Origin of the sequence: Streptomyces sp. NPDC029674 (assembly GCF_044903205.1) — a bacterium.
Classification (GTDB): Bacteria; Actinomycetota; Actinomycetes; order Streptomycetales; family Streptomycetaceae; genus Streptomyces.
The window spans coordinates 88,568-114,501 of the sequence record NZ_JBJDPY010000021.1; the positions used below are offsets into that span (position 1 = coordinate 88,568).

Annotated in this window: 11 protein-coding genes; 9 read left to right on the forward strand and 2 right to left on the reverse strand. The window is 71.9% G+C overall.

Going from position 1 to position 25,934, the window contains the following annotated elements:
- Positions 1-289: 289 nt before the first annotated feature.
- On the forward strand, positions 290-2,449 hold the full coding sequence (locus ACI2L3_RS35025) for a RecQ family ATP-dependent DNA helicase (RefSeq protein ID WP_404756461.1): 2,160 nt from the start codon (positions 290-292) through the stop codon (positions 2,447-2,449).
- A 41-nt stretch (positions 2,450-2,490) separates the two neighbouring features.
- On the opposite strand, the gene ACI2L3_RS35030 is transcribed toward ACI2L3_RS35025, so the two are convergent.
- Positions 2,491-3,438 carry a methionyl-tRNA formyltransferase gene (locus ACI2L3_RS35030; RefSeq protein WP_404756462.1) on the reverse strand — a complete coding sequence of 316 codons (948 nt, stop codon included), beginning with the start codon at positions 3,436-3,438 and terminating at the stop codon, positions 2,491-2,493.
- Between the two features lie 260 nt (positions 3,439-3,698).
- Between ACI2L3_RS35030 and ACI2L3_RS35035 the strand changes: the two genes are divergently transcribed.
- From ACI2L3_RS35035 to ACI2L3_RS35070, 8 genes are all read left to right on the forward strand, one after another.
- Positions 3,699-5,048 carry a lysine N(6)-hydroxylase/L-ornithine N(5)-oxygenase family protein gene (locus ACI2L3_RS35035; RefSeq protein ID WP_404756463.1) on the forward strand — a complete coding sequence of 450 codons (1,350 nt, stop codon included), beginning with the start codon at positions 3,699-3,701 and terminating at the stop codon, positions 5,046-5,048.
- Between the two features lie 99 nt (positions 5,049-5,147).
- Positions 5,148-6,206, forward strand: coding sequence for a FecCD family ABC transporter permease (locus ACI2L3_RS35040; RefSeq protein WP_404756464.1), 1,059 nt, complete (start codon positions 5,148-5,150; stop codon positions 6,204-6,206).
- Positions 6,207-6,223: 17 nt separating this feature from the next.
- Positions 6,224-7,285, forward strand: coding sequence for a FecCD family ABC transporter permease (locus ACI2L3_RS35045; RefSeq protein WP_404756488.1), 1,062 nt, complete (start codon positions 6,224-6,226; stop codon positions 7,283-7,285).
- Between the two features lie 40 nt (positions 7,286-7,325).
- Positions 7,326-8,198 carry an ABC transporter ATP-binding protein gene (locus tag ACI2L3_RS35050; protein ID WP_404756465.1) on the forward strand — a complete coding sequence of 291 codons (873 nt, stop codon included), beginning with the start codon at positions 7,326-7,328 and terminating at the stop codon, positions 8,196-8,198.
- Positions 8,199-8,331: 133 nt separating this feature from the next.
- Positions 8,332-9,402 (forward strand): ABC transporter substrate-binding protein, encoded by a 1,071-nt coding sequence (locus ACI2L3_RS35055; protein WP_404756466.1) that lies wholly within the window; start codon positions 8,332-8,334, stop codon positions 9,400-9,402.
- A 49-nt stretch (positions 9,403-9,451) separates the two neighbouring features.
- A complete protein-coding gene (locus ACI2L3_RS35060) occupies positions 9,452-11,254 on the forward strand; it encodes an ABC transporter ATP-binding protein (RefSeq protein WP_404756467.1) in 1,803 nt (600 codons plus the stop codon).
- Positions 11,255-11,312: 58 nt separating this feature from the next.
- Entirely contained in the window at positions 11,313-22,367 is an 11,055-nt protein-coding gene (locus ACI2L3_RS35065; RefSeq protein ID WP_404756468.1) for an amino acid adenylation domain-containing protein, read from the forward strand.
- Complete coding sequence (locus ACI2L3_RS35070; protein ID WP_404756469.1) at positions 22,339-24,066, forward strand: ABC transporter ATP-binding protein; 1,728 nt, start codon at positions 22,339-22,341, stop codon at positions 24,064-24,066. The genes ACI2L3_RS35065 and ACI2L3_RS35070 overlap by 29 nt, the downstream gene beginning before the upstream one ends.
- A gap of 575 nt (positions 24,067-24,641) precedes the next feature.
- Here ACI2L3_RS35070 and ACI2L3_RS35075 read toward each other — a convergent pair.
- Complete coding sequence (locus tag ACI2L3_RS35075) at positions 24,642-25,925, reverse strand: alpha/beta hydrolase-fold protein (protein ID WP_404756470.1); 1,284 nt, start codon at positions 25,923-25,925, stop codon at positions 24,642-24,644.
- Positions 25,926-25,934 lie beyond the last annotated feature (9 nt).

Genomic DNA, 25,934 nt, shown 5'->3' on the forward strand with positions numbered 1-25,934 from the left:
CGGGCGGGGTCGGACTGGGGGAGCGCAGCGCGGCACAGCCCTACCGGACCACGGAGAGCCGCACGGGGGAGCGACCCCAATTCTTCCCGTCGCAGTCGTCGGCGGCAACGAGCAATCGGCACCGCATGCCGGTATCGGATGATGCGCTGCTTATATCCCTGCCCAGTTCATGGTCTTCCGACGCTTGCGCCCTGCACGTACGGCCAGGACCAGCGGTAACAAGCCCCATGGCGCGGAGCGGGACGTGGCAGATTCGGCGATTGTCAGTGGCATCGGGTTGCATGGGGTCATGGACAACCTGGAGCTGCGCACCGAAGCCGACGCCATCCTCGCCGAGCTCGTCGGCGACCCCGGAGGGTCGGCGCGGCTGCGCGAGGACCAGTGGCAGGCGGTGGCGGCGCTGGTGCGGGAGCGGCGGCGCGCCCTGGTGGTGCAGCGCACCGGCTGGGGCAAGTCGGCGGTGTACTTCGTGGCCACCGCTCTGCTGCGGCGGCGCGGCGCGGGCCCGACGGTGATCATCTCGCCGCTCCTGGCGCTGATGCGCAACCAGGTGGAGTCGGCGGCCCGCGCCGGCATCCAGGCGCGCACCATCAACTCGGCCAACCCGGAGGAGTGGGACACCATCTACGGGGAGGTGGAGCGCGGCGAGACCGACGTCCTCCTCGTCAGCCCGGAGCGGCTGAACTCGGTGGACTTCCGCGACCAGGTGCTGCCCAAGCTCGCGTCCACCACCGGCCTCCTCGTGGTCGACGAGGCGCACTGCATCTCCGACTGGGGACACGACTTCCGGCCGGACTACCGCCGGCTGCGGTCGATGCTGACCGAGCTCCCGGAGGGCGTGCCGGTCCTCGCCACCACCGCGACGGCGAACGCCCGCGTCACCGCGGACGTCGCCGAGCAGCTGGGCACCGGCGCCGGCGAGGCCCTGGTGCTGCGCGGCCCGCTGGACCGCGAGAGCCTGCGCCTCGGTGTGGTGCAACTCCCGGACGCCGCACACCGGCTGGCCTGGCTCGCCGAGCACCTGGACGAGCTCCAGGGCTCCGGCATCATCTACGCACTGACGGTCGCCGCGGCCGAGGAGGCCACCGCCTTCCTGCGGCAGCGCGGCTTCAAGGTGGCCTCGTACACGGGCCGTACGGAGAACGCCGACCGGCTGCAGGCCGAGACCGACCTGCAGGAGAACCGGGTCAAGGCGCTCGTCGCCACCTCCGCTCTCGGCATGGGCTTCGACAAACCGGACCTCGGATTCGTGGTCCACCTCGGCTCGCCGTCCTCCCCGATCGCGTACTACCAGCAGGTCGGCCGTGCGGGCCGCGGTGTGGAGCACGCCGATGTGCTGCTGCTGCCCGGCAAGGAGGACGAGGCCATCTGGCGCTACTTCGCCGATACGGCGTTCCCGCCCGAGGCGCAGGTCCGGCAGACCATCGCGGCCCTCGCCGACGCGGGGCGGCCGCTGTCCGTGCCGGCCCTCGAAGCCCTCGTGGAGCTGCGCCGCACCCGGCTGGAGACCATGCTGAAGGTGCTCGACGTGGACGGCGCGGTCAAGCGCGTGAAGGGCGGCTGGATCTCCACCGGCGAGCCGTGGGCCTACGACTCCGAGCGGTACGCCTGGGTCGCCAGGCAGCGCCAGTCCGAGCAGCAGGCCATGCGCGACTACGTGAGCACGGCCCGGTGCCGCATGGAGTTCCTGCGCCGGCAGCTGGACGACGAGGGGGCGGTCCCGTGCGGCCGCTGCGACAACTGCGCGGGCCCCTGGACCGATTCGTCCGTCTCGACGGAGGCCCTGACGGGCGCGGCCAAGGAACTGGACCGCCCGGGGGTCGAGATCGAGCCGCGCAGAATGTGGCCGACGGGCATGCCCGCGCTCGGCGTCGACCTCAAGGGCCGCATTCCGGCCAATGAGCAGTGCTCCACCGGGCGGGCCCTCGGCCGGCTCTCGGACATCGGCTGGGGCAACCGGCTGCGCCCGCTCCTTGCCGAGAACACGCCCGACGGTCCCGTCCCCGACGACGTCCTGCGCGCCGCGGTGGCGGTCCTCGCCGACTGGGCGCGCTCTCCCGGAGGGTGGGCTTCGGACGCCGCGGATGCCGCCGCCCGGCCGGTGGGCGTCGTCGCCATCCCGTCCCTGACCCGGCCGCAGCTCGTCGGCTCCCTCGCGCAAGGGATCGCGTCCGTCGGCCGCATGCCCTTCCTGGGCACCCTGACGTACACGAGCCCGGACGGCGCGCACGCGGCGCGCCGCAGCAACTCCGCGCAGCGGCTCCGGGCGTTGTCCGGCGCCTTCACCGTCGACGGCGAGCTGGCCGCCGCATTGGCAGGCACACCGGGGCCGGTCCTGCTGGTGGACGACTGCACCGACTCCGGCTGGACCCTCGCGGTCGCCGCCCGGCTCCTGCGCCGGGCGGGCGCCGAGCAGGTGCTGCCCCTGGTCCTCGCCGCGGCGGGCTGAGGACCAGGGACGGGATCCCGGTTCGGGGAGGGATCGAGGGATCAGGGGCGGCTGGTCAGGTAGCCGCCCATGGCGGTGAAGTACTCCGTCGCGGGCAGCTCCCGGCCGTCCTCGGTCCGGACGCGCGTGATGGCCAGGCCGTGGTTGCGGCCGTGCCGTGCGTCGGCTCCGGCGACGATGACCACGCCTTCGCCCTCGCGGTAGAAGATGCGTCCCGGCGTACCGCCGTAGCGGCCTTCGGAGACGACCGCGGAGACGATCTCCAGTCGCTTGCCCTTGTGGTAGGCGAAGGCGCTGGGGTATGGCGCCGACTGGGCGCGGACCAGGCGCTCCAGGTCCTCGGCCGGCCAGCCCCAGTCGATGCGGATGTCCTCGACGGACCGCTTGTGGAAGAAGCTCGCCTGCGAGCGGTCCTGCTTGGTGAACTCGGTCTGGCCGCTCGCGATGAGGTCGAGCGCGCCGATGGTGACCGGGGCGATCAGGTCGACCGTCTTGTGGAAGAGGTCGGTCGCGGTGTCCGTCGGGCCGACCGGGACGGCCTCCTGACGGACGATGTCGCCGGCGTCGAGCTCGTCGTCCATCATGTGCGCGGTCACGCCGACTTCGGACTCGCCGTTGATCATCGCCCAGATGATCGGGGAGAAACCGGCGTACTTCGGCAGCAGCGAGTCGTGGACGTTCAGCGTGCCGTGGCGGGGGAGACCGAAGATGCGCGGCGGGATCCACGTACGCCAGTTGTTGGCCACGATGATGTCCGCGTCCGCCTCCTTGAGGCGCTCGAACAGCTCCTCGTCGTCAGGGCGGTTGCGGATCAGCACCGGTACGCCGTGCTCCTCGGCGAGGTCGGCGACGGAGTCGCTCCAGATCTTTTCGTACGCGTGCTCGCTCTTGGGGTGCGTCACGACAAGCACCACGTCGTGTTCGGAGTCCAGGAGGGCTTGCAGGGTGCGGTGCCCCCAGGTCTGGTAACCGAACATGACGACCCGCATGGGGTTCCTCCTCAGAGCAGGGAACGACTGACGATAAGTAAAGCAAGGCTTACCTTAGTATGCAACGAGCCTACTTTGCGTCCCAGTTGACCGGACCGGATACCCGCACCGAAGGGCTGGTTGTCCGCTTTGCCCGGTCGACAGCTCCGTTGTATTAGCTTAGGCTCACCTAAGTTCAAGTGGGTCGCTCTGTCGATGTGCCCACCCTCTGTACCTTCCCCCACGCCTGACAGGCGGCTTCCCCGCACGATGGGAGTGACATGTCACAGGTTCTTCCTGGCGACGCACCACTGGTCCACGACCTCATTGGCATCGGCTTCGGCCCGTCCAATGTGGCGATGGCGATCGCGCTCAGCGAGCACAACGCAAGCGTCGGCAGGGAGGAGACGGTCACCGCTCACTTCTTCGAGCAGCAGCCGAGCTTCGGCTGGCACCGCGGCATGCTGATCGACGACGCGACCATGCAGGTGTCCTTCCTCAAGGACCTGGTGACACAGCGGAACCCCACCAGCGAGTTCAGCTTCCTCTGCTACCTGAAGAGCAAGGGAAGGCTGACCGACTTCATCAACCACAAGAACCTCTTCCCGCTGAGGGTGGAGTTCCACGACTACCTCGAGTGGTCCGCGGCCAAGGTCGACGACATGGTCTCCTACGGGCACGAGGTTGTCGGCGTCACGCCGTTCGTCCGTGACGGGGCCGTGGAGTACCTGGACGTGACGGTCCGGTCGGCCGAGGGGCTCGCCGTCCACCGCGCCCGCAACCTCGTCATAGGCACCGGCCTGCGCCCCCTCATGCCGGAGGGCGTGGAGCGCGGCGACCGCGTCTGGCACAACTCCGAACTGCTCACCAAGGTCGACCAGTTGGAGGATGCCTCGCCCTCCCGCTTCGTCGTCGTGGGCGCCGGCCAGAGCGCCGCCGAGAACGTCGCCTACCTGCACCGCCGCTTCCCCGACGCCGAGATCTGCGCGGTCTTCTCCCGCTACGGCTACAGCCCCGCCGACGACAGCAGCTTCGCCAACCGGATCTTCGACCCGGACGCCGTCGACGAGTACTTCGAGGCGCCCGAGGAGGTCAAGCAGCGGCTGATGGGCTACCACGGCAACACCAACTACTCCGTGGTGGACATCGACCTGATCGACGACCTGTACCGGCAGATGTACCGGGAGAAGGTCCTCGGCACCGAGCGGCTGCGCTTCCTCAACGTGTCCCGCCTCACCGGCGTCAAGGAGACCTCCGAGGGTGTACAGGCCGCGGTGAAGTCGCTCGTCACGGGTGAGGAGAACCTCATCGACGCCGACGTCGTGGTGTTCGCCACCGGCTACAGCCCCGCCGACCCCGTCGGCCTCCTCGGCGAGGTCGCGGACCGCTGCCTCCGCGACGACGAGGGCCGCGTCCGCGTCGAGCGCGACTACCGCATCACGACCGACCCGGAACTGCGCTGCGGCATCTACCTCCAGGGCGGCACCGAGCACACGCACGGCATCACCTCGTCGCTGCTCTCCAACATCGCGATCCGTGTCGGCGAGATCCTCGACTCGGTGCGCGCCCGGGGCACCGAGTCCGCCGAAGCCCGGCCGGTCGCCGGCGAAACCGGCAGCGCCGCCCGCTAGTCCGGCCGCCACCGCGCCCACGGGCCGGCTCCCGGCACCCCGGGAGTGCCCCACCCGGCCGTGCGGCGCGGGCCGATCAAAGGGATAACGTACGTCGTCATGAGCACGACTGCAGTGGAGCGCCCCGTGCCGAAGGGCGCAACGGAGGCCCGTCGCCGACGGGTTCTCGGCCTGGGCCTGCTCGCCGTGATCCTGGTGATCGCGGCGGCGGTGTCGCTGGCCGTCGGCGCCCGCGCACTGAGCCCGGCCGATGTGTGGCACGGGCTCTTCGCGGCGCCGGAATCCGACCAGCGGCTCACCGAGATCAGACTCATCGTGCAGACCGTACGGGTGCCACGGACGGTGCTCGCGGTGGTCGCGGGCGTCGCCCTCGGCGTCGGCGGGGCGCTCATCCAGGGCTACACGCGCAACCCGATCGCGGACACCGGGCTGCTGGGGGTGAACGCCGGCGCGTCGTTCGCGGTGGTGTCGGTGATCGCCCTGTTCGGGCTCTCCAACCCGTTCCAGTACGTATGGTTCGCCTTCCTGGGGGCGGCCGTCGCGGGTGTCGTCGTGTTCGGCCTCGCGAGCATCGGCCGGGGGGCGGGCAACCCCCTGACGCTCGCGCTGGCCGGGCAGGGGATCACCGTGTTCCTCGCGGCGATGACGACGGCGGTCGCGCTCTCGGACCAGAAGTCGCTGAACGCGCTGCGGTTCTGGAACGCGGGCTCCGTGGCCGGCGTCGGATTCGACGTCATCTGGCCGGTGACCGCGTTCATCGCGGTCGGCCTCGTGCTGGCCCTCACCACGCTGCCCGCCTTGAACCTGCTCAACCTGGGCGAGGACGTGGCGCGCGGGCTCGGTGTGAACATCGCGTTCAGCCGGACCGTCGGCATCCTCGCCATCACGCTGCTGGCGGGCGCGGCGACGGCGGCCTGCGGTCCCATCGCGTTCCTCGGCCTGATGGTGGCCCACGTGGCCCGGTACTGGACCGGCCCCGACTACCGCTGGCTGGTGCCGTACGCGGGACTGCTCGGCGCCGTCATCCTGCTGGTCTGCGACATCGTGGGCCGACTGGTGGTGCGGCCCGGCGAGTTGGAGGCGGGGGTCGTCGTGGCTCTGCTCGGGGCGCCGTTCTTCGCGGTCCTGGTGTGGCGAGGAAAGTTCAAGAACGCATGAGTGAGACGCGAGAGCGCATGGACGGGACAGCAGCGAAGCCTTCGGTGACGCCGGGCGTGCGGCTCGGCCCCATGTCGTTCGTATGGCGACCCTGGCTCGTCCTCGTCACGCTGCTGCTGATGACAGCGACCTTCCTGGTGTTCTGTCTGTCCATCAGCGTCGGGGACTTCTCCATCGGCCTGTCGCGGGTGATGGCCACGCTCGTCGGCCGGGGCGAGCAGGTCGACGAATTCGTGATCATGGATCTGCGGATGCCGCGCGCCCTGGCCGGGCTCGTCGTGGGCATCGCGCTCGGCGTCTCCGGCGCGATCACGCAGTCCGTCGCGCGCAACCCGCTGGCCAGCCCGGACATCCTGGGCATCACCGGGGGCGCCAGCGCGGTCGCGGTGTTCTCGGTGACGGTGTCGGGCGGGACCGCCGCGGCGGTCGTCGACTCCCTGGGCCTGTCCGCGGCGGCGCTCGCCGGCGGCCTCGGCACGGGCCTGCTGGTGTACTTCCTCGCGTGGCGCCGCGGCGTCGACGGCTTCCGGCTCATCCTCATCGGCATCTCGGTGAGCGCGGTGATGGAGGCGATCACGACCTGGCTGCTCGTCTCGGCCGACATCAGGGATGTGGCCCGCGCACAGGCGTGGCTCGTCGGTTCGCTGGACAACCGGTCGTGGGACGAGGTCTGGATCGCGCTCTGGAGCTCGCTCGCGCTGCTGGCCGTGGTGGCCTGCGCCGCCTTCCAGTTCAAGCCGATGCACCTCGGCGACGACGTCGCCGCGGGGCTCGGCGTCCGGTACACGCGCGTGCGGGCGGTGCTGCTGCTGTGCGCGGTGCTGCTGGCCGCGGTGGCGGTGAGCGCGGCGGGCCCGGTGCCGTTCGTCGCGCTGGTGGCGCCGCAGGTGGCGATGCGTCTGACGCGGCGTCCGACGCCCCCGATGGTGGCGTCAGGGCTGGTCGGAGCGCTGCTGTTGATCGGCGCCGACCTCACGACACGCGTGGTGCTGCCGGACAGTCTCCCCGTCGGCGTGGTCACCGCCGCGATCGGCGGCCCTTTCCTCGTCTACCTGTTGGTACGGGCGAACCTCAAATAGCTGGTACAAAGGTGAGGCAAACCTAATATTAGGGGGGCTTGTGGTCGCTCAGTACATCACCGAGATCGGGTCAGAGGTCGGGGAGTCAGGGGTGGAGGAGTCAGGCGCCGAGGACTCCGCGGCGCGGCTCGCCGCCAGGGGCGTCTCGGTCGGTTACGGCAGCCGGACCGTCATCGACGACCTGGACGTGGCCATCCCGCCCGGGGTGATCACCACGATCATCGGTCCCAACGGCTGCGGCAAGTCAACCCTGTTGCGCACCCTGACGCGGCTGCTCAAGCCGACCAAGGGGTCGGTCGTGCTCGACGGCGAGGACATCGACAAGCTCAAGACCCGGGACGTGGCGAAGAAGCTCGGCCTGCTGCCGCAGACGCCCGTCGCGCCGGAGAGTCTGACGGTGGCCGACCTGGTCGCCAGGGGCCGCCACCCGCACCAGAGCTGGCTGCGCCAGTGGTCGTCGGACGACGCGGGCGTCGTGGAACGCGCACTGGCCATGACCGGCGTCTCCGACCTGGCCGACCGCCCGGTCGACTCGCTCTCCGGCGGACAGCGCCAGCGCGTCTGGATCTCGATGACCCTGGCCCAGGGCACCGACCTGCTGCTCCTCGACGAACCGACCACCTACCTGGACCTGGCGCACGCCATCGACGTGCTCGACCTGGTGGACGACCTGCACGAGTCGGGGCGCACGGTGGTGATGGTGCTGCACGACCTCAACCTGGCCACGCGCTACAGCGACAACCTCGTGGTGATGAAGGACGGTTCGATCCTGGCGCAGGGGCACCCGCGTGATGTGATCACCGCGGAGCTGCTGCACGAGGCGTTCGGGCTGCGCGCCAAGGTGGTCGACGATCCGGTGGGGGACCGGCCGCTCATCGTGCCGATCGGCCGTACGCACGTGCAACTGGACTGATCCGCCCGCGAAATGCAAGGGTCTGCCTCAAGAATGCACGGGTAAGGCTAGGCTAACCTCATCTCCGCAGGGTAAGGTTTGGCTGCCCTTAGACATGGGGCGCAGCGGTCAGCGCGAAAGCAAGGGAACCCGGATGCTCCTCCACCGAACGAGCCGAACGAACCGAACGCAGCTCACGACGCCACGGCGGCGGCTGGCGGCGGTACTGACCGCCGCGACGCTCGGCGTAGGCCTCCTCGCGGGATGCGGTTCCGACTCGGAAGACAAGGCGGGCGAGGACACCCCGGCCGCCGCCGGCGGCGGCACGTTCCCGGTCACCGTGGACCACGCGTTCGGCTCGACGAAGATCACCAAGGCGCCCAAGCGGGTCGTCACCGTCGGCTACACCGACGACCAGACCGTCCTCGCGCTCGGCACCAAGCCGGTCGGCATGGTCGACCAGTACCCGAACCCGGAGGGCAAGTCCCCCGACATCAACACCCAGTGGCCCTGGGTGAAGGACAAGTGGGGCGACACCAAGCCCGAGGTCGTCATGAAGAACGGCGACAGCGGCCCCAACTACGAGAAGATCGCCTCGCTGCGCCCGGACCTGATCATCGCGGTCTACTCGGAGATCGACAAGGCCGCCTACGACAAGCTCTCCAAGCTCGCCCCGACGGTGGGTCGCACCAAGGGTGAGAAGGAGCTGTTCAGCGCTCCCTGGCAGGACAACGTCGTGCACATCTCCAAGGCGCTGGGCAAGGAGGACGAGGGCAAGAAGATCGTCCAGGGCGTCGAGGACAAGCTGACCGAGGCCAAGAAGGCGCACCCGAAGTTCGCCAAGCAGACCTCCGTGGCGCTGTCCTGGTACAAGGACGCCATCAACCCCTTCACCTCCACCGATGTGCGTGGACGGCTCCTGACGGGCATGGGCTTCAAGTACCAGACCAAGATCGACAAGATCGCGGGCGGCAAGTTCTCCACCGAGCTCTCTCCCGAGCGCACGGACCTGGTCGACGTGGACCGCATCGTCGTCATCAACGACAAGGCGGACACGGAGTCGTTGAAGAAGTTCAAGCTCTTCGCCAACCTGGACGCCGTGAAGAAGGGCAACGTGTCCTACCTGCTGGACAGCGAGGGCCCGGCAGTGGGCGCCGCGATGTCGCAGGGCACCGCGCTGTCCCTCCCGTACGCGATCGACGAGCTCGTCAAGTCGGTCGAATAGCAATGACGTCCAACCCGTCCCGCCGTCCCCGTCCCGACTTGGCCAACGTGTGAGCACCACCGAGACATCCACCCCCGACATCGGCGTCGCCCCGGCAACCCTGCGCACCGCGACCGGACGTGAGGCCACCAGGTGGGTCTCGACGCACTGCCGCGAAGTGCCCTGGCTGACCACGGCCACCGTCGCCACGACGGTGGCCGGGGCGGCGCTCCAGATCCTCCCGGTGCTGCTGCTCGGCCGGGTGGTCGACGGGGTGGTCCAGGGCGATTCGCGGTCCGTCCTGGTGACGATCGGGGTGCTGATGGGGGTCGCCGCGCTGCTCGGCGCGGCGGCCACCGCGGCCTCGACCTATCTGATCGGGCGGCTCGGCGCGGACCTCCTCGCGCGGCTGCGGGAGGGCGCCGTCCGCGCGGTGCTCGGGATGCCGAGCGCGCGGATCGAGCAGGTCGGCCGGGGGGACGTGCTCTCCCGGGTCGGCGACGACGTGGCCGTGCTGTCCAAGGGGATCAGGACCGCCATCCCCACCGTGTTCTCGGCGGGCGTGCTGGTCTTCATCGCCACGGTCGGCATGTTCGGCCTCGACTGGCGGCTCGGCCTCGCGGGCGCCGGCGCGCTGCCCGCGTACGCGCTGGCCCTGCGCTGGTACCTCCCCCGGTCCGCCCCGCTCTACCGCAAGCAGCGGGTGGCGCAGGCCGACCGCGCGCAGGCGCTGATCAGCGGTCTGAACGGGATCGACACGGTCCGGGCGTACCGCCTGGAGGACTCCGTCCGGGAGAAGGTCACCCAGGAGTCGTGGCGGGTGCGCAATCTCGGTATCGACGTGTTCCGGTTCTTCGGCCGGTTCGTGGGCCGGGAGAACCGCGCCGAGTTCATCGGGCTCGTCCTCATCCTCGTGGTGGGATACGCCCTGTTGGAGGCCGACGCGGCCAGCCTCGGCGAGGTGTCGGCGGCTCCGCTGATGTTCCACCGGCTCTTCACCCCGCTGGGCGCCATCATGTTCACCTTCGACGAGGCGCAGAAGTCGGGCGCGAGCCTGACCCGTCTCGTCGGTGTCCTCGACGAGTCCGGCGACGAGCGGCTGGTCGGCGACGCGTCCGTCGAGGTGGCGAAGGCCGTGCCGCACCAGGTGACCGTGGAGGGGCTGACGTTCCGTTACCCCGGCACGGACGAACCGGTTCTGCGGGATGTCGACCTGTCGATTCCGGCGGGCGGTTCGCTCGCCCTGGTGGGGGCGACGGGCGCGGGCAAGTCGACGCTGGCCGCGCTGATCGCGGGCATCGGGACCCCGGACGCGGGTTCGGTGCGCGTAGGCGAGCATGACCTGGGCGGTCTTGACGAAGCCGGGGCGCGGGCGTTGGTGAGCATCCTGACGCAGGAGACGCACGTGTTCTCCGGCCCGCTCGCCGAGGACCTGCGGCTCGCCGCGCCGCAGGCGACCGACGCCGAACTGATGGACGCCCTGCGGACGGTGGGCGCCGACGGGTGGGTGGAGCACCTTCCCGAAGGCCTGGACACCATGGTCGGCGAGGGCGGTGAGCGCCTGGACGTCACCAAGATCGCCCAGATCGCCCTGGCCCGCCTTGTGCTGAGCCGTACGCCGGTGGTGGTGCTCGACGAGTCGACGGCGGAGGCGGGCAGTGAGGGCGCCGCCGAGCTGGAGCGTGCCGTCCTCGCCGCGTGCGCGGGCCGGACCACGCTGTTCGTGGCGCACCGGCTGACGCAGGCGATGGCCGCCGACCGGATCGCCGTGCTCGACGCGGGACGCGTGGTGGAGCTGGGCACCCACGACGAGTTGGTGGCTCTCGGCGGCCGGTACGCGCGACTGTGGCGCGCCTGGCGAGAGGGTAGTTAGGCAAGCCTAATTTAGGTTAGCCTTACTGCGATTACCTGGAAGGGACGCTGAGTCTTCGATGATGGAACCGAGCGCCGGCCTCGTGCTGCTTTCCCCCGCCCGCCTGGCCGACGTGCGTCGGCGCACCGGCGACTACTCCGACCGGACCGTCGCCGAGGCGTGCGCCATCGGTCTCTCGTACTGGGCGACGGGCCGGAGCCCCGAAGGCATCGAACTCACCCCCGCCACCCTCTTCGCCGACGTCCTCGGCTGGGTCGAGAGCGGCGGTGCCGGGCCCGGCAGCCGGGACGCCGGCGCGGACGGCCGGCTCATACCGGTCCCCGACGGCGTCGACCCTGCCGACGCGCAGCTCGCGCTCGACGACCTCGCCGACTTCCCCGACCGGCCCCTCGGCACCATCGGCCCGTCCGGCCCGGCGGCCAGGCTCGAGGCCCTCGCCGAGTGGAACGACACCCACGCCGACCGCGTCCGCCCCACCATCGTCGAGATGTTCCGCGAGCAGGCGCGGCTCAGGCCGGACGCCGTCGCCATCGTCGACGAGCACCACACCCTGACCTACCGTCAGGCCGCCGAGCGCTCCGCCCAGTTGGCCCACCACCTCATCGGGCGCGGCCTCACCGCCGAACAGGTCGTCGGCATCTCGCTCAGCCGCTCCGCCGACATGGTGGTCGGGCTGCTCGCCGTGCTCCAGGCGGGCTGCGCCTTCGTGCCGCTCGACCCGCAGTGGCCCGCCGCGCGCCGGTCCGTCGTCATCGAGGACGCCCGCGCCGTGGTGCAGCTCAACGCCACGGGCGAGCACGACCCCAGCGAGCCCGAAGCCGTCGCCGTCGACCTCGGCGACTGGCAGTACGACTCCTGCCCCACCGAGGCGACCGGGATCGCCGTCCCGGGCGACGCGCTCGCGTACGTGATCTTCACCTCCGGTTCGACCGGCCGCCCCAAGGGCGCGATGATCCGTCACGAGGCGATCAGCGAGCGCCTGCTCTGGCAGGTCGACGAGATCCTCGGCTTCGGTCCCGACGACGCGTCGCTGTTCAAGGCCCCGCTGTCCTTCGACATCTCCATCAACGAGATCTTCCTGCCGCTGGTCTCCGGCGGCCGCGTGGTGGTCCTGCGGCCCGGCGGCGAACGCGACCCGCACCATCTGCTCGGCGTCATCGCCGAGCAGCGCGTCACCTTCACGTACCTGGTGTCGTCCATGCTGGACGTACTCCTGGAGATGGCGGGCGACTCCGGCCGCCTCGACAGCCTGCGCCACGTCTGGTGCGGCGGCGAGGTGCTGACACCCGAGCTGTACGAGCGGTTCCGCACCCGGCTCGACATCCCCCTGTACCACGGCTACGGCCCGGCCGAGACGACGATCGGCGTCTCGCACGTCATCTACCGCGGCGAGGCCGAACGCCTGTCGACCTCGATCGGCAAGGCCAACCCGAACACCCAGCTGTACGTCCTCGACGACGAACTGCGCCCCGTCCCGTTCGGCGTCGGCGGCGAGCTCTACGTCGGCGGTTTCCTCCTGGGGCGCGGCTATGTCAACGCGCCCGGCCTGACGGCCTCCCGGTTCGTCGCCAACCCCTTCGCCTCGGACGGGTCCCGGCTCTACCGCACCGGTGACCTCGCGCGGTTCGCCCCCGACGGCTCCCTCGACTTCCTCGGCCGGGCCGACAACCAGATCAAGATCCGCGGCATGCGCCTGGAGATCGAGGACGTCGAGGTCGGCCTCGCCGAGCACCCCCGCGTCCGCCACACCTGCGTCGTCGCCAAGAAGAACTCGGCGGGCGGCACCTACCTCGTGGGCTACGTCATCCCGTCGGCCGGCCACGAGGAGCTGCGGGCCGACGACGTCAAGGCGTGGGCCGCCGACCACATGGTCGAGTACATGGTGCCCACCCACATCGTCGTCCTCGACGAGTTCCCGCTCACCGCCAACGGCAAGCTCGACCGGAACGCACTGCCGGAGCCCACCGCTCCTAAGGGCGCCCTCACCCCGCCGAGCACCGAGAACGAACGCGTGGTCTGCGCGGCGGTCGCGGCGGTGCTGCAGCTCGACGAGGTTGGTGTCGACCAGGACTTCTTCCAGCTCGGCGGCGACAGCATCCTGACGATCTCGCTGCTCAGCGCGTTGCGCGACGCCGGTCTCTACGTCACGGCGCGGCAGATCTTCACCAACAGCGTCATCGGCGCGCTCGCCGCGGTCGCGAGCCGCGAGGACGTCTCCACGGTGGACCAGGGCGACGTCGCCACCGGTCCCGTCGTGGGATCGCCCATCGTGCAGTGGCTCGGCGAGACCACGGACGCGATCGACGGCTTCGTGCAGTCCGTCGTCCTGAACACCCCGGCGGAGCTCACCGCCGAAGCGCTCGACGAGATACTCGGCGCCGTCCTCGCACGGCACGACATGCTGCGCGCCAAGCTGGTGCGCGGCGACCGCTGGAGCTTCGACATCCCGGCCGCGGACGCGGCGGGAGCGGGCCGGCAGCCGGCGTGGCAGGAGAGCGACCTGCCGCTCGACGACTGCGTCGCGCTCGCCACCGACGCGCTCGACCCGGACGGCGGCGTGATGCTGCGCGCCGTCTGGCGCCCCGCGGCGCGCCAGCTGGTCGTGGTCGTCCACCACGTCGTCGTCGACGGCGTTTCCTGGCGGGTCCTGATGGAGGACCTGGCCACGGCGTGGCGCCAGTTCACCGCGGGCGCGAGCGTCGAACTGCCCCCGGTGGGCACCTCGTTCCGCCGCTGGACGCAGCTCCTCGAACAAGCGGGCTTCGAGGCCGACCTGGCGTACTTCCGGCGTCCTCTGCCGGGCCCGGACCAGCCCGTGGGCCGCCGCGCGCTGACCGCCGCCGACACCGTCGCGCGCGAGCGGCTCCAGACCGTCTCCGTCGGCCCCGAGGTCACCGCCGCGCTCCTCGGCGAGATCCCCGCGAAGTTCCACGCGGGCGTCAACGACGTGCTCCTGACCGGGCTCGCCGTCGCCCTCGCCCGCTGGCGCCGCGACCTCGGGCAGGACCAGACGTTCGCGCACATCGAGCTGGAGGGCCACGGCCGCGAGGGACGCTTCGTGGCGGACACCGCCGGCTTCGAGCCCGAACTCTCCCGCACCGTCGGCTGGTTCACCACCCTCTTCCCGGTGACCGTGGACCCCGGCACCGCGCCCGACCTCACCGCCCCCGAGTACCTCGCCGCCGCCCTCAAGGCGGTCAAGGAGGACCTCGCGAGGGTGCCGGGCAACGGCATTTCGTACGGCGCCCTGCGCTACCTCGGCGACACCGAGCTCGACGCGCCCGCGCCGCAGGTGCTCTTCAACTACCTGGGCCGCTTCGACGCGGGCGCCCCGGGCGACTGGCAACTGGCGGGCGCCACCGGCCAGTTGGGCGAGAAGCGCGACCCGGACATGCGTCTGCCGCGCGCCCTGGAGTTCAACGCGATCGCCGAACCGTCCGCCACCGGCGGCGAATACGAGCTGGTCACCACCGTCTCCTGGCCCGACGGCATGTTCACCGACGAGGACATCGCGACGCTCGGCGGGTACTTCCGGGTCGCCCTGGCCGGCCTCGCCGCGCTCGACGAGGGCGGTCACACGCCCAGCGACTTCCCCCTGGTGCCGCTCACCCAGGCCGACGTGGACGCCCTGGACAGCCCGGAGCTGCGGGACATCCTGCCGCTGACGCCGCTGCAGGAAGGCCTGTACTTCCACTCGGTCTTCGACGACGACTCGGCGGGCGCGTACGTCGAGCAGCAACTCCTCACGCTGGAAACGCCGGAGACGCCGGAGGGCGCTTCGGGCGGCGAAGTGGACGCCGACCGCCTCGCGGCCGCCGCGACCCGGCTGCTGACCCTCTACCCGAACCTGGCCGCGCGCTTCACCGCCCTCGCCGACGGCCGCGTCGTCTCCGTCCTGGAGAGCGGCGTCCAGGCGCCGTTCACCACCGTGGACCGCCCCGGCATCACCGACGCCGAGATACGCGAACTCGCCGAGCGGGACCGCCGCGCCGGGTTCGACCTGGCCACCGGACCGCTGATGCGGTACACGCTCGTCCGCGCCGGCGGCGGCCGGAACGTCCTGGTGCAGACCGTGCACCACATCATCGCCGACGGCTGGTCGGTCCCGCCGATGCTGCGCGCGCTGCTCGCCGAGTACCACGCGCCGGGGACCGTGTACCCGATCGGCGGCTTCTCCGACTACGTGAGCTGGCTCGCCGGACGCGACGACGACGAGAGCGACCGGGTGTGGCGCGAGGAGCTCGCCGAGCTGCCCGGGCCCTCGCTCGTCGCCGAGGGGCACACCCCGTCCGACCGGTTCGCCGACACCGCCGCCGAGGCGGAGGCCGACATCGACGCGGCCGTCCGGACGGCCGGCGTGCCCCTGAGCGTGGCCGTGCACAGCGCCTGGGCGGTGACGCTCGGCGGGATCCTGCACGGCGGCGACCCGCACGGCGACGACGTCGTCTTCGGCTCCACCGTGTCCGGACGCGACGCGGACGTGCCGGGCATCGGCGACATGGTCGGTCTGTTCATCAACACGATCCCGGTGCGCGCCCGCTGGTCCGCCACGACCACGGCCCGCGAACTCCTCGCCTCGGTGCGGGAGCACCAGAGCGCCGTCCTGCCGCAGCAGCACGTCTCGCTCGCGCGGATCGGCCGCCAGGCGGGCGTCGGCTCGCTCTTCGACACCCTCGTGGTCTTCGACGTCGCGACCGACGTGGACAGCCTGCGCACCCCCGACGCCGAACTCGTCATCGGCGACATCGTCAACGAGGGCGCCCCGCACTACCCGTTGACGCTCGTCGTGGAGCGCGCGCTCGACGGCCGCCCGCGCTTCAACCTGATCTACGACGGTGAACTCCTCGGCGAGACCACCGCCCAGGAGCTCCTGCGCACGTTCACCACCACCCTCACCGGACTGCTCACGCGGCCCGATGCCCCGGTCGCCGACCTGGCACCCGCGGACGCCCGCCGCCCCGCGCGCGTCGAACGCACCACCCTGGCCGGCCTGTTCGACGCCGCCGCGCAGCGCGACCCGGCGGCCACCGCCGTCACCCAGTGCGCTCTCGACGGCACGACGCGGTCCCTGACGTACGGCGAACTGGCGGAAGCGAAGGACGAGTTGGCGTCGGCGCTGCGCGCGGCCGGGGTCGCCCCGGGCAAGCGCGTCGCCGTCGCCGTGCCGCGCTCCGTCGAGCAGGTCGTCGCGCTGGTCGCGATCGTCACCGCCGGCGGCGCCTACGTACCGCTGGACCTGGCATACCCGGACGAGCGCCTGGAGTACATCCTCGCCGACGCCGCACCGCAGGTCGTACTCGTCGAGCGCGAGCAGCGGGACCGCTTCACCGAACTCCTCGACCGGGCGGGCGTACCGGCCCGGGTGATCGTCCAGGGCGACGAGCCGCCGCTCGACACCGCCGACGGTCCCGCCCCCGAGGCGACCTGGCACGACCCCGCGTACGTCATCTACACCTCCGGCTCGACCGGCCGCCCCAAGGGCGTCGTCGTCCCGCACTCCAGCGTCGTGACCCTGCTCGCGAACACGCAGCCCGACATGGGCTTCGGACCGCACGACGTGTGGGTCCAGTTCCACTCCTTCTCCTTCGACTTCGCGGTCTGGGAGCTGTGGGGCGCGCTCACGCACGGCGGTGAGCTGCTGGTGCCCGAGTACGGGCTGACCCGCTCCCCGGTCGACTTCCACCGCCTCGTCCGCGAGCGCGGCGTGACCGTGCTCAACCAGACGCCGTCGGCGTTCTACCAGTTCATCGAGGCCGACCGGCACGCCGGCGAGCCGGTGCCCGCGCTGCGCCGGATCATCTTCGGCGGCGAGGCCCTCGACCTCGGACGGCTGCGCGGCTGGGTCGAGCGGCACGGCACCGCGTCGCCCGAGCTCGTCAACATGTACGGCATCACGGAGACCACGGTCCACGTCACCCACCGGGTGCTGACCGACGACGACTTCGCCCGCGGCGAGGACGTCAGCCCCATCGGCGGCCCGATCCCGGGCCTGATCACCTACCTGCTCGACGACCGGCTGCGGCCGGTGCCGCCGGGCCGGGTCGGCGCCATCTACGTCGCCGGGGACCAGGTCTCCCTCGGCTACCTGGGCAGGCCGGGCCTGACCGCGGGCCGGTTCGTGGCGAACCCGTTCGCGGACGACGGCTCCCGCATGTACCACACGGGCGACCTGGCCCGCCGTACGCTCGACGGCGAGCTGGAGTTCGCGGGCCGCGCCGACGACCAGGTGCAGCTCAAGGGCTTCCGCATCGAGCTCGGCGAGGTCGAGTCCGCGGTACGGGAACTCGACGGCGTGGTCGACGTGGCCGTCACCGTCGCGGACAGCGGCGACCACCTGATCGCGCACGTCGTGGGCAGCGTGCCCGGCGACCTCGTGACACTGCTCGGCGCCAAGCTGCCCGTGCACATGGTGCCGGGCCGGGTCCTCCCGCTCGACGCGCTGCCGCTGACGGTCAACGGCAAGCTGGACCGCAAGGCGCTGGCCGAGCGGGCAGCGGAGTCTCTCAGGGGCACGGGGAACCGCGCGACCGGCCACGACACGCCCGCGGGCGAAAAGGCGCCTGTGCTCGGCCAGTTGGTGGGCATCTTCTCGGAGGCGCTGCCCGGCGGCACCACCGCGGACGCCGACACCGACTTCTTCGCCGCCGGCGGCGACAGCATCGTCGCCATCACCGTGATCAACCGGGCCAGGGCGCTCGGCCTGCGGATCGCACCGCGGGACGTGTTCCTGTTCAGGACGCCGCGTGCGCTCGCCGAGCACCTGGGGTCGAGCGCGGCGGAGGCCGCGGCGCCCGCCCTCGCCTCCGCCCCCGCTCGCCGCGAGGACGGTCCGCTGACACCGACCCCGATCATCCTGCGCCAGCGTGAACTGGGCGGCTCGCTCGACCGGTTCGCCCAGGCCAGGACGCTGGTCGCGCCCGAGGGCGCCGGGTTCGCCGACGCCGAGCGCGCCGCGAACGCCGTCGTGGCCGCGCACCCGGCCCTCCGGCTGCGGCTGCGCGTCGAGCACGGCGTGTGGGCCCTGCGCACCGAGCCCGCACGTGAGGTCACCGTCGTACGCGGCGACGCGACCGACGCGACGACCGACGTGACGGCCGCCGCGACGACCGCGGCGAACGAGGCCGCCGACCGGCTCGACCCCGAGGCCGGGGAAGTCATCGCGTTCTCCTGGCTGGAGGCGAGCCGCACCCTGGTCGTCGCCGTGCACCACCTCGCCGTCGACGCGGTGTCCTGGCTGATCCTCCTCGACGACCTCGCCACCGCCATGAGCGGTGCGGAACTGGCGCCGCCGACCACGTCCTACGCCGAGTACGCCGAGGCGCTGACGCTCGGCTCCGCCGACGCGATCGACGAGCTCGGGCACTGGGTCGACACGCTCCAGGCACCGGGACTCCTGTCGGCGGTCCGGAACCCGCGCGAGACCACCGCCGTCCTCGCCCCCGGCACCAGCGACCGCGTGACCCGCACCGCTCCCGCAGCGCTCGGCGTCGGCCTCACCGAGCTGCTGTGCGGCGCGCTGCGCACCGCGCTGACCCACGTCCAGGCGACGCCCACCGACCTCGCGGTCGAGCTGGAGCGGCACGGCCGGGTCCCGGCCCTCGAACAGCACGACTACAGCCGTACCGTCGGCTGGTTCACCTCCATCGCGCCCGTGCGCCTCACCGCGCACACCGACCCCGTCGCCGCCGCGCGCGAGGTCGCCGAGCGCCAGCCGGACGAGCGCGGTCACGTCGCGTACGGCCAGCTGAAGTACCTGAACCCGCAGACGGCCCCGCTGCTGACCGGCCGCCCGCAGGTCCTCTTCAACTACCTCGGCCGGGGCAGCGAGTCCCAGGCCGTGCACATCACCGGCGGCGACCCGGGCAGCCCGTACGCCGTCGAGGTCAACGCCTGGATCGACGACGCCACCGGCAGCCTGCACGCGGCCTTCACCCTCGCCGACGGCATCCCCGACGCGATCACCGAGCACTGGCGACGCGCCCTGGAGCAGGTCGCGGACGCCGCCGCGACCGCCGAGCGCACCGCGCCCGTCACCCCCCTCCAGCGGGGCCTGTTCTTCCAGGCCCAGATGGCGGGTGCGGCCGGGCACTACGTCGCGCAGAGCTGGTTCACCTTCGACCGGCGCCTGGACAGCGACGCGCTGGCCGAGGCGATGGCGCACGTGATCGCGCGGCACCCGGTCGTCGGCGCCGGCTTCACCACCGACGACGACGGCAACCCGGTCCAGGTCCTCAAGGCCGGCCGCAGGGTCGACGTCCGCACGGTCGAGCTCGCGGACGACGCGGAGGTCGAGGCCTTCCGCACCCGCGACCGGGACGCCGGATTCGACCCGGCCGAACCGCCGCTGATCCGCCTCACCGTGGTCCGCCTGCCGGACGGCCGCGACGGCCTGCTGCTCAGCTACCACCTGCTGCTGTGGGACGGCTGGTCCCGCGAGATCGTGCTGCGGGACCTGTTCGACGCCTACGAAGCCGTGGTCGCGGGCGAGCCGCTCGACTCCGCCCCCGCCACGCCGAGCTTCGAGGACCACGCCCGGGAGCTCGCCGCCAAGGACCCCGCCGTATCGGAACGCTTCTGGGCCGAGCACCTGGCCGGGCTCCCCGGCCCGACCCTGCTCGCCGGTCCGGCACCGGCCCTGTCGGCCGAGCTGCCGCCCGCGCTCGTCCACACGCTCTCCGCCGAACAGTCGGAGCTGCTGCGGGACGCGGCCAAGGCGCACGGCGTCACGCTGAACTCGGTGCTGACCGGCGCGTTCGGCCTGCTGCTGGGCGCGCACACGGGCCGGAGCGACGCGGTGTTCGGCGTGACCGTCTCCGGCCGTGACGGCGAGGGCCTGTCCGACATCGTCGGCGTACTCCTCAACACCGTGCCGCAGTGGACGAAGGCCCGGCCGGACGACACCGTCGGCGCGTACCTGGCGGCCGTACAGGCGGCCCGCGTCGAGGCGATGGAGCACGAGCACCTCGGGCTCGGCGAGATCCAGCGGGCCAGCGGGCACGACACCCTCTTCGACAACCTGTTCGTGCTCCAGAACTTCCTGGACATGGACGCCTTCGCCGAGATGAACTCCCGGCACGGCATCACGTCCGTCAAGGCCGACGACTCCACCCACTACCCGTTCACCTGGGTCGTCACCCCCGGCGACCGGCTCACGGTCAAGCTGGAGCACCGCCACGGCGACAGCGACGCCGCCCGCCGCCTCCTCGCGGACTACGTGCGCGTACTGGAGGACCTGGCCCGCTCGACCGGTCCTGTCGGCGCGCTGCCCGGCCTCGGCGAGGCACCCGTGCCCGCCGAACGCACCGACGTCGGCACGGACACGGTCGTCGACCGCTTCGACCGGGCCGCCGACCGCGACCCCGGGCGGACCGCCCTCGTCGCCCACGGCGCGACGATGACGTTCGCCGAACTCCGGGACCGCAGCCGCGCGGTGGCGGGTGTGCTCGCCGGGCGGGGACTCGGCCCCGAGACGACCGTGGGGCTCGCGATCCCGCGCTCCCTCGACTCGATCGTGGCGCTGTTCGCGGTGCTGCGCGTCGGCGCCGCGTACGTGCCCCTCGAACTGGACCACCCGGACGAGCGGATCGCCGCCATCGTCGCGGACGCCCGCCCGGACGTGATCCTCACGGTGAGCGCGGTGTCGCCCCGGCTCACCGGAGCCGTGGCCGGAGCCGGTGAACTGATCGAGCTGGACCGGCCGCTGCCCGCGGCCGAGCCGTTCGTGACGTTCGCGCCGGACGACCCGGACCGGCTGCGCCACCCCGCGTACACGATCTACACCTCCGGCTCGACCGGCAAGCCCAAGGGCGTGGTGACCGAGTACGCCGGACTCACCAACATGCTCGTCAACCACCAGCGCCGGATCTTCGAACCGGTCCTCGCGGAGCACGGGCACCGCACCTTCCGGATCGCGCACACCGTGTCGTTCGCCTTCGACATGTCGTGGGAGGAGCTGCTGTGGCTCGCCGACGGCCACGAGGTGCACATCTGCGACGAGGAGCTGCGCCGCGACGCGCCCGGCCTCGTCGAGTACTGCCTGGAGCACACGATCGACGTCATCAACGTGACGCCGACGTACGCCCAGCAGCTGGTGGCCGAGGGCCTGCTCGACGACCCGGCACGGCGCCCGGCGCTGGTCCTCCTCGGCGGCGAGGCCGTCACCCCGACCCTGTGGCGGAAGCTGGCGGAGACCGAGGGGACCGTCGGCTACAACCTGTACGGCCCCACCGAGTACACGATCAACACCCTCGGCGTCGGCACCTTCGAGTGCCAGGACCCGGTGGTGGGCGTCGCCATCGACAACACCGACGTGTACGTCCTCGACCCGTGGCTGCGGCCGCTGCCGGACGGCGTCCCCGGCGAGCTGTACGTGTCGGGCATCGGCATCGCCCGCGGCTACCTCGGCCAGACCGCGCAGACCGCGCACCGCTTCGTCGCCTGCCCGTTCGGCGCGCCGGGCGAGCGCATGTACCGCACCGGTGACCTGGTGACCCGCCGCCCCGACGGGAACCTCACCTATCTGGGCCGCACCGACCAGCAGGTCAAGATCCGGGGCCACCGGGTGGAACTGGGCGAGGTCGAGGCCGCGTTCGCCGCGCACCCCGCGGTGACGTTCGCCGCCGCGGTCGCCCAGCCCGACCCGCAGGTCGACGGGTCCTACCGCCTCGCCGCCTACCTCGTGCTCGACGGCTCCGACCTGGCCGCCGTCGCCGCCGAGGTCGGCACGGGCCTGCCGGACTTCCTGCGCCCGACGCACTACGCCGAAGTCGACAGCATCCCCCTCACCGTGAACGGGAAGGCTGACACCAAGGCGCTGCCCGAGGCCAAGCCCCTCGGCTCGCTGACCACGGCGGGGGAGCGCGGCCCGGAGACCGAGACCGAGACCGTGGTCTGCGAGTTCTTCGCCGAAGCCCTGGACCTCGACGACGACGAGGTGAGCGCGGTGAGCGATTTCGTGTCCCTCGGCGGACACTCCATGCTGGCGGTGCGGCTGATCGGCCTGCTCCGCCGCGAATACGGTCCCGTCATCACGATCCGAGACCTGTTCACCCTGCGAACCCCGGAAGCGATAGCCCGCCACCTCGATGAGAACCGTGACCCCGACAACTCCTGACACGAAGCGGCCACGGCCCCACCCTGGGGCCGCCATCCTGCGGACCGCCCTGCGCCGCAACATCGGCGCCATGGTCTGGGGCACGGTCCTCATGGGCCTGTACCAGGCGGGCGAGACGGCCTTCCCCATCGCGCTCGGCATGATCGTCGAGCACACGATGCGGGACGACCGCACGCTCGGCGCGCTCGCCCTGTCCATCGGCGCGCTGGCCGTCATCATCACGACGGTGTCGCTGTCGTGGCGGTTCGGCATGCGCATCCTGCAGAAGGCCAACACGACGGAGGCGCACCGCTGGCGGGTGAAGGTCGCGGCCTGCGGCCTCCAGCCGGTGGCCAGGGACGTCGACCTCAAGTCCGGCGAAATCCTCACCATCGCCACCGAGGACGCCGACCAGACCGCCGACATCATCGAGGTGGTGCCGCTGCTCATCAGCTCGCTGGTCGCGGTGCTCGTCGCGGCGGTCGCGCTGGGCATGGCCGACTACCGGCTCGGCCTGCTCGTGATCGTCGGAACCGTCGCGATCCTCTCCATCCTCAGCGTGATGTCCAAGCGGATCGGCTCCAGCACGCGTGAACAGCAGTCCCGGGTGGCACGGGCGGGCGCGAAGGTCGCCGACCTGATCAGCGGTCTGCGCCCGCTGCACGGCTTCGGCGGCAACCACGCGGCGTTCCGCTCCTACCGGACGGTCAGCACGGAGGCGAAGCACCAGGCGGTCACCGTCGCCAAGGTGAACGGCGTGTACGCGGGCACCGCCCAGGCCCTCAACGCGGTCCTCGCGGCCGCGGTGACCCTGACGGCGGGCTGGCTGGCCTTCGAGGGCCGCATCACCATCGGCGAACTCGTCATGGCCGTGGGCCTGGCCCAGTTCATCATGGAACCCCTCAAGATGTTCTCGGAGATGCCCAAGTACGTGATGATCGCGCGGGCTTCGGCCGAGCGGATGTCCCTGGTCCTCTCCGCGCCGCCGGTGTCGGCCCCGGGACCGGAGCGCCCGGCCGCGGGCGGCGGCCTGGAGATCGACTGCGTCCGCTACGGCTCCCTCCGTGACCTGAAGTTCACGGTGGCGGCCGGAGAGTTCGTGGCGATCGCCGGCTACCAGCCGCGCGCGGTCGCCGACCTGGCGTCGATCCTGGCCATGAACGTGCCGCCGGACGCGTACGAGGGTGTGGTCCGGGTCAGCGGCCAGGAGCTCGCCGACCTGTCGGTCGAGGCGGTCCGCGAACACATGCTGGTCAACCCGTACGACGGGGAGATCTTCGCCGGCACCCTGCGCACGAACATCGACCCGTCCGGCACGAGTGTCTCGGTCCCCGAGGCGGTCGAGGCGTCCATGCTCACCGACGTCGTCGCCCTGCACCGCGAAGGCCTCGACTACCCGGTCCGCGACCGCGGCGCCAACCTCTCCGGAGGCCAGCGCCAACGCCTCTCCCTGGCCCGCGCGCTGGCCGCCGACACGGACGTCCTCGTCCTGCACAACCCGACGACAGCCGTAGACGCGGTCACCGAACAACTCATCGCCCGCAACGTGGCAAAACTCCGCCGAGGCCGCACCACCATCGTCCTCACCAGCAGCCCAGCCCTCCTGGACACCGCCGACCGAGTCCTGGTCCTGTCCACCGACGGCACGATCACCGCGGAAGACACCCACCGAAACCTCCTCGCCACGGACGAGACGTATTGCGCGGCGGTGGCGCGGTAGGGGCAAGCTTCCCGGGGATGGGCAGGCGAGCCCGGTGGGTGTCGGGGCGCGCGCTCGGGTCGGCCGGGTGGGCGAGGCGCGGGTGTCCTTTTAGGGGCGCGGGGAACTGCGCGACCGGCCCCCACCGGCCCGCAGGCGAGCGACAGCCGCGTGTTGAGGGCGCCAGAGCGGGTGGGCGAGGCGGGCGTTCTTTTAGGGGCGCGGGGAACTGCGCGATCAGCCCTCACCGGCCCGCAGGCGAGCGACAGCCGTGTGTTGAGGGGCGCCTGGGCGTGTGGGCGAGGCGGGCGTTTTTCAGGGGCGCGGGGAACTGCGCGAGCAACCCCCACCGGCCCGCAGGCGAGCGACAACCGCGTGTTGGGGGCGCCTGACCGGGTGGGCGAGGCGGGCGCTTTTCAGGGGCGCGGGGAACTGCGCGACCAGCCCCCACGGGCCCGCAGGCGAGCGACAGCCGCGTGTTGAGGGCGCCCGGGCGGGTAGGCGAGGCGGGAGTTTGCCAGGGGCGCGGGGAACTGCGCGATCAGCCCCCACCACCCGCAGCCAACCAACCCCCCCAGCCCCCCACCCCGCAAACCTCACCCAAGCACCCACGCAACATCCCGAAGCAACGCCTGCCGCCACCCCGCCCGATCATGCCCGGAGGCGGACCGCGAAACCCGCACAGACGCCCCGGCCTGCCGAACGAGCATCTCGGTCAGCTCACAGTGGGGCAGCATCCGCGTCTCGTGCTCCCCGACGTCAAAGGCAACCCGCAGCCCGGAAAGGCCAGCACGCCCGGAAAGGCCAGCACGCCCGGAAACGCCAGCCCGCCCGGCGAGACCCGCCCGCCCGGCGATCCCCGCACCTTCGGCGAGGCCAGCGAGCCCCGCACCGTCGACATGGTCCGGATGACCGACGCCCCCCGCCCGCTCGAGCCGCTCCGCCACCCGCTCAGCAATCGCGCCCCCCACCGGCCCACCCAGCGGATCCGCCGCCCCCACAACCCCCGGCGACCACCAGAACGACCCCGACTGACAGGCGACCCGGGACACCAACTCGGGAAACTCCAGCGCCGCGTACACCGCACTCAGCCCGCCGAGACTCTGCCCGACGACCACCATCCGCTCCGGGTCGGCGGGAACACCGCACTCCGCCACCAGCGGCAGAAGCTCGTCCCGGACGGCCTCCCACAGCTCGGGCCTGCACCCGAACTCGGCCTCCCGGTCCTTGGCCGGCAGGAAGACGAGCGTCACGGGAGGCATGTCGCCCGCGGCGACCGCCGAGTCGAACGCGGTCATGGCGGGATGCAGGTACAGCCAGTCGTCCCCGTCGAGCAGCAGGACCAACGGCCCGCCCCCACCGGCCGCGTGCACCCGCACGGTACGCCGCCCGCCGAGCAGCCGGCTCGCCCACCGGATCCGGGTACTGGGAAGCGGCAGGATGTCGTCGGCGCCGACGGCGGGCCAGTGGGGCTGGGCGGGGGCGTCCGGGGTCGCGGCGATGGACCGGTCCCCGCCCGCGCCCTCCGGGTTGAAGGGGTCGGCATACGCCTCGCCGCCCGCTTCGCCGCCCGTCTCGTCACCTACGAGGAACCGATAGGTCACCCGCAGCCGCGCGGGCATGCGGACCTCGGCGTACCAGCAGTCCGTGTCGCCCCACCGGCGCAGAGGCACCGGCTCCGACCAGCTCTCGAACTCGATGGTGGCGGGCGACCCGCGCCACAGGAACAGAGTCCTCCAGCCACCGTCCCCGTCACCGTCATCGTCCCCGACGGGCACCGAAAGGGGCGTACGGGCAGCCGCCCAGAACGCGTCGGTGCCGGGTTCGCCGGGCAGTCCGAACTCGGCGAAGGCATTGCCCGTGTCGGCCGCCAGGCGCATGAACGTCTC

Excerpts from the sequence above, each read along its gene's own strand:
- ACI2L3_RS35025 (WP_404756461.1), top strand. The coding sequence starts at position 290 with ATGGACAACCTGGAGCTGCGCACCGAAGCCGACGCCATCCTCGCCGAG.
- ACI2L3_RS35030 (WP_404756462.1), bottom strand. The coding sequence starts at position 3,438 with ATGCGGGTCGTCATGTTCGGTTACCAGACCTGGGGGCACCGCACCCTG.
- ACI2L3_RS35035 (WP_404756463.1), top strand. The coding sequence starts at position 3,699 with ATGTCACAGGTTCTTCCTGGCGACGCACCACTGGTCCACGACCTCATT.
- ACI2L3_RS35040 (WP_404756464.1), top strand. The coding sequence starts at position 5,148 with ATGAGCACGACTGCAGTGGAGCGCCCCGTGCCGAAGGGCGCAACGGAG.
- ACI2L3_RS35045 (WP_404756488.1), top strand. The coding sequence starts at position 6,224 with ATGGACGGGACAGCAGCGAAGCCTTCGGTGACGCCGGGCGTGCGGCTC.
- ACI2L3_RS35055 (WP_404756466.1), top strand. The coding sequence starts at position 8,332 with ATGCTCCTCCACCGAACGAGCCGAACGAACCGAACGCAGCTCACGACG.
- ACI2L3_RS35065 (WP_404756468.1), top strand. The coding sequence starts at position 11,313 with ATGATGGAACCGAGCGCCGGCCTCGTGCTGCTTTCCCCCGCCCGCCTG.
- ACI2L3_RS35070 (WP_404756469.1), top strand. The coding sequence starts at position 22,339 with ATGAGAACCGTGACCCCGACAACTCCTGACACGAAGCGGCCACGGCCC.
- ACI2L3_RS35075 (WP_404756470.1), bottom strand. The coding sequence starts at position 25,925 with ATGCGCCTGGCGGCCGACACGGGCAATGCCTTCGCCGAGTTCGGACTG.